This is a genomic window from Cedecea sp. AS113 (assembly GCF_037152415.1).
In the GTDB taxonomy this organism is placed as follows: domain Bacteria; phylum Pseudomonadota; class Gammaproteobacteria; order Enterobacterales; family Enterobacteriaceae; genus Cedecea.
On the sequence record NZ_JBBCMI010000041.1, the window covers coordinates 1 to 4,234 of the forward strand.

Here is a 4,234-nt window from a genome sequence, read left to right on the forward strand (position 1 = left end):
ATTACCAGACACCAGCTGAATTCGCAACGGACTGGCGAAACAGGAAATATGAAGAAAAACCAACCGACATTACTAACTGAAGGTTGTATCTAATCCTGGGGGCAGGTCACAGACAACAAAAAGGTACGTTAGTATTCTTGTACTTCAAAGTTCGCTTCGCTCTTCGTGAGTAGCTACGCGTCGTCCCTCCTTGTCAGGTCGTTCGCTGTTAAAGCTCACTAAAGTGCATGGGACTATATTTATATTTTAATACTGTCTGGGTATTAACGAATTACACAACAATCAAAACCCGTAGAGGGGTTACTACAAGGAGCAACAAAAATGAACTGGCACAGAGGCAATGTACGTACTAACAAAAAGAAAGTTGGAATGAAATCTAATGGTCTCTATAACAAACAACCGAGGTCACCATTAACCGACAACACCCAAATTGGTGAGTCCTATATAGAGGTGATTCAGCTGTATATTCATAAATACAAATGTGAGAAGGGGAAGAAACCTACTACCGCCCACCTCAATAAATATTTTGGCCTACGTGCCAGTACTGAATTTTATAGGAGAATTAGCCAATGAACCTACTAGGAATAGATGAGTATGACCTATTTCATCGTTACCGTTATGAAAACAATATCACAATAACCATATTTTCAAATCAGGTAATCTACTACGATCAAAATCTGCGTGTAGTACTCCAGTGTGATACGGGTAAATACTCGATGGAAAAAAAAGATGAAGGACGGGTAGACAATCTACCCGATTTAAGTGAATGCGATGAAGCAGAGCTAATCCAATACAGTACTGTTATGGATACTGAAAAACTACTAACCATTCAGAATGTAATGAATGTAATCAATGAGGAATATGAATGATGAATACATATAGACTGGTAAATAGCAATCCTCATAACCTCAAAATCATCTAGACAATAATGTGCAATAATACACGAGAGAACACACTACTAATTACTTAGTAGTGTTAAAGTACAGTTCATATTGTAGACTGTCATGCAATATTGTAGCAATAGTCTCGTTATACTGCGTTGTAATGCTTAATAATTCCTTTATATCGGATTCCAATGCATTAGCAGAGTATTTCAGATTTTCTGGTTCGTTATAAAAATCATACAAATAATTAACTATGGATATATGAGTACTCAAAGGAATGACTTCGATGTCTACACGAGTAGGTAAGTGATATATATCGTGATACTTGTCTTTGAATTCCCAACCAACACCTTTTAACTCAAAAATGGACTTTTCATAATTTGCTATGAGAATATAAAACTCAGAAAGTATGTTTTCTATTTTTGCTAGATCGGCTTCCGCTTCGGAGGAAGCGTGGAACATTTCTACATGAGTGCTAAGATTATCTAACACAGGATTCATTTTGAACAAGGTCAGAAATAAATCTTTCGCTGAAGCATGGCCTAACTCATATTTTTTATTTCTAAACCATTTCTTTGCTTGTAATGCTGCATACACAGCAGCCCCAGCCATAGCAACATTACATGCAGCACTAACCCAATCACTAACAGAACCCCATTCCAATTTACTGCTCCCGTGAAATAATATTTTAATCAACACTAACCCTACAAGGAAAAGTAGGATTAGTACTACCGTTAGTAATGCTCTATTCCAATTTCTTATGTTCATCTTATTCTTTGTTGTAGTAGAATCACCATGCCGTACTTCTCATATCAGGGGTGACGTTTTTTTTAAAGCGTGGGAAGTACGGCAACTTCAATCATACAGCCATTCACCCGCCTCAGCCGATTTGACAAGCATCCATACATAGAGAGGTTTAATCGGTTTTTGTGAACTAGTAAACTGTGGGTCAAAATAGCTTGAGATCTCAAAACCATTTAATTTTACATTCCAAGTTTTGAAATAATAATCAAGTGTATCCTGAGCATCCTCCCATATTATATCTATACCACCTTGCGTTAGTTCTGTATCTAACGTTACTGGCTGTCGTTTACCAAAGATGTAGTACTTCTTATGGCTGTGATTTTCATAGATATAATCAATTATCTCTTGTTCTATGCTCATCAGAAACTTGTCCACTGAATTCGGTCTTTAGGCGACACAATAGTATTAAAGATATCGGCAGTATCCTTTGTTATTGCTCTTGCTGTCCACGCCGCCATACCCCAACCGATCCAAGGTATATAACGCCCTATGATGGTTCCAATTTTGTTTGTTGGCGTGAAGTGAAAGTTTTTCAGTCCACCTATAGGTGTGGGAATGCGAATACCTACAGGTAGATGTTTATTGCGAAAGATCTTACGGGAGTACTTAGATGCAATGGACGTGCCTTCCACCGCTCCGTTTGGTTTTGTTCGTGTACTAACCCACGGTTGGCCTGAAAGAATCATTGCCGCTGAGGAAGCAGAGATCCCCAAATGCTGGCTCATAACATCAACAGTGATAAGCATGTATAGTTCATCTGGCTTGAGGTTCCAGTATCCCTTGTAGTAGTACCCATTAATCTGCTCTACCGTATCCATCTGTCAAATCCTTGTGCTTATGGAAGAAAGGAAAGTATAAATCTCATCCATACAGCGATCAATTCCCAACGGCACACCATCCAGTAACCGCTTGAAAATCAGAATCTTGCCCAGCCAATAAATACCCTTCTTGTATACAGCTAAGCATGGAAAAACGATAAAAATAATTTACTGTATTGATCTATAAAATTGATCAATAATCAATGCGTTAAGCATAAAAAGGCTAAAAATGTTAAAGAAAATTCTACTCGCAGCAATGCTCACAGTATCTGCTCTACATCGTTCATGGATAGGGCGGTGGTTGGTACTGTAGATGGACAGTACACAACTGTGATGTTCCCAGCGGGCGAGCGTAACGGTGTGAAGTACTTTCGGCCTCAGTTCCAGAGTGATTGCGGGAAGGTCTACAACAAGATTTACCAGAGTGACAATACCAGTACTGGCTGTAGAATCCGGGGCAGTCGTATAACTAATTTACATCTATACAGAGAACATGCTGAGCAAAGTACTAATATGAAGTCAGAAGCAACAGGAGATAATGCCTATGCAGTATGGCCTAACAATGAAATGTACTAATGTATGTACTTCCAATAATGAATTTTAAAACTATATCGCCCCTATTGAGTTATCTACAGGGGCAATTGTAGTTATAAATTACTTAGCCTGATCCATCATTTCCATTATTAACCTTTTGGTTTCTATAGAACATAGTGCGACATAACTTTCTTCATCCGCAGCGTTGATCTTATCAATACGTTTACTTAATTGATTGATAAAGCCATCGCTTTTAACTAACTCAATAACAGAGTTGGCAAATTCCTCCTTCTTCTTTTGAGAATAAAGAGAAGGAACTAAGTTAGTAACAGCAACCGTTGTGGTTGCCCATTGTGTTGGTGTCACTGCTTGAGTAGTGGCCTTTTTTAAGTCTTCTTCATTTTTTGTTTCGAACAGGCGACGGAATACGTAAGTGAAAGCATCTACGATAGCATTAATGATTTGTTCTTGAACGGATTTCGGCAATTTGGTGAACAACTCAAAGAGTTTAAGAATATAGGACAGCATAAAACTAACCTCGTAATTGTGTAGACATAAAATATTATCATGAAGTAATGAGGGAATACAGTAGGTTCCCCCACGTTCGGTGAAGAAAGCGAGTTTTCACCCACGCATTGTTTTAAATATATTTTAAAAATTGATGCATACCCGAACCGAAATCGAATAAATAATGAATAAAACATGCATAAGGAATTTTTTATGAAACCAATTAGCTTAAACGCATTGGCTAAACAATATGGCTATGACGAATCCACAGTACGCCAATGGAGAGATAAAGGTATGCCATGTGGTGAGAACTCTACAGAAGCGGAAACAAGATCGTGGATTGTAGAGAACGTACTAAGACCACTACGAGAAACCGATATCAAAGAACAGATTGAACAAGAGCGACTAAAGAAACTAAAAGCAGAAGCTAGTTTAGCAGAACTTGAGTTAGCCGAAAAGGAAAACACAATTGTTAGTACTGAATATGTAGAGCAGGTACTAACAGAATATCTATATCAAATTAAAACTACCATTCGTTCTATTCCAATAAAAATTTATCTTGAGTTATTTGCAATGGATGACCTGCCCCCAGGATTAGATACAACCTTCAGTTAGTAATGTCGGTTGGTTTTTCTTCATATTTCCTGTTTCGCCAGTCCGTTGCGAATTCAGCTGGTGTCTGGTAAT

6 protein-coding genes are annotated in these 4,234 nt (G+C 38.0%); 2 read left to right on the forward strand and 4 right to left on the reverse strand.

The genetic code is table 11. The features are described from left to right. Positions 1 to 569: 569 nt before the first annotated feature. A complete protein-coding gene (locus WFN87_RS23835; protein ID WP_336983965.1) occupies positions 570 to 869 on the forward strand; it encodes a hypothetical protein in 300 nt (99 codons plus the stop codon). 93 nt (positions 870 to 962) lie between these two features. Here the strand turns inward: WFN87_RS23835 and WFN87_RS23840 are convergent, their stop codons facing one another. From WFN87_RS23840 to WFN87_RS23855, 4 genes are all read right to left on the reverse strand, one after another. Continuing rightward, positions 963 to 1,547 (reverse strand): hypothetical protein, encoded by a 585-nt coding sequence (locus tag WFN87_RS23840; protein ID WP_336983964.1) that lies wholly within the window; start codon positions 1,545 to 1,547, stop codon positions 963 to 965. Between the two features lie 192 nt (positions 1,548 to 1,739). Next, positions 1,740 to 2,048, reverse strand: a complete 309-nt coding sequence (locus tag WFN87_RS23845; RefSeq protein ID WP_336983963.1) for a DUF1493 family protein — start codon at positions 2,046 to 2,048, stop codon at positions 1,740 to 1,742. Next, the gene (locus WFN87_RS23850; RefSeq protein WP_336983962.1) at positions 2,048 to 2,506 is read right to left on the reverse strand and encodes an STM2901 family protein; all 459 of its coding nucleotides are present in this window, start codon (positions 2,504 to 2,506) and stop codon (positions 2,048 to 2,050) included. Before WFN87_RS23850 ends, WFN87_RS23845 begins: the two co-directional genes overlap by 1 nt. 654 nt (positions 2,507 to 3,160) lie before the next feature. Next, on the reverse strand, positions 3,161 to 3,568 hold the full coding sequence (locus tag WFN87_RS23855) for a hypothetical protein (RefSeq protein ID WP_336983961.1): 408 nt from the start codon (positions 3,566 to 3,568) through the stop codon (positions 3,161 to 3,163). Positions 3,569 to 3,760: 192 nt separating this feature from the next. On the opposite strand from WFN87_RS23855, the gene WFN87_RS23860 reads away from it, so the two are divergent. Next, on the forward strand, positions 3,761 to 4,162 hold the full coding sequence (locus tag WFN87_RS23860) for a terminase small subunit (protein WP_336983960.1): 402 nt from the start codon (positions 3,761 to 3,763) through the stop codon (positions 4,160 to 4,162). Positions 4,163 to 4,234 lie beyond the last annotated feature (72 nt).

What these genes read in the sequence shown, in the direction of transcription:
- WFN87_RS23835 (WP_336983965.1), top strand. Translation starts at nt 570, where the DNA reads ATGAACCTACTAGGAATAGATGAGTATGACCTATTTCATCGTTACCGT.
- WFN87_RS23845 (WP_336983963.1), bottom strand. Translation starts at nt 2,048, where the DNA reads ATGAGCATAGAACAAGAGATAATTGATTATATCTATGAAAATCACAGC.
- WFN87_RS23850 (WP_336983962.1), bottom strand. Translation starts at nt 2,506, where the DNA reads ATGGATACGGTAGAGCAGATTAATGGGTACTACTACAAGGGATACTGG.
- WFN87_RS23855 (WP_336983961.1), bottom strand. Translation starts at nt 3,568, where the DNA reads ATGCTGTCCTATATTCTTAAACTCTTTGAGTTGTTCACCAAATTGCCG.
- WFN87_RS23860 (WP_336983960.1), top strand. Translation starts at nt 3,761, where the DNA reads ATGAAACCAATTAGCTTAAACGCATTGGCTAAACAATATGGCTATGAC.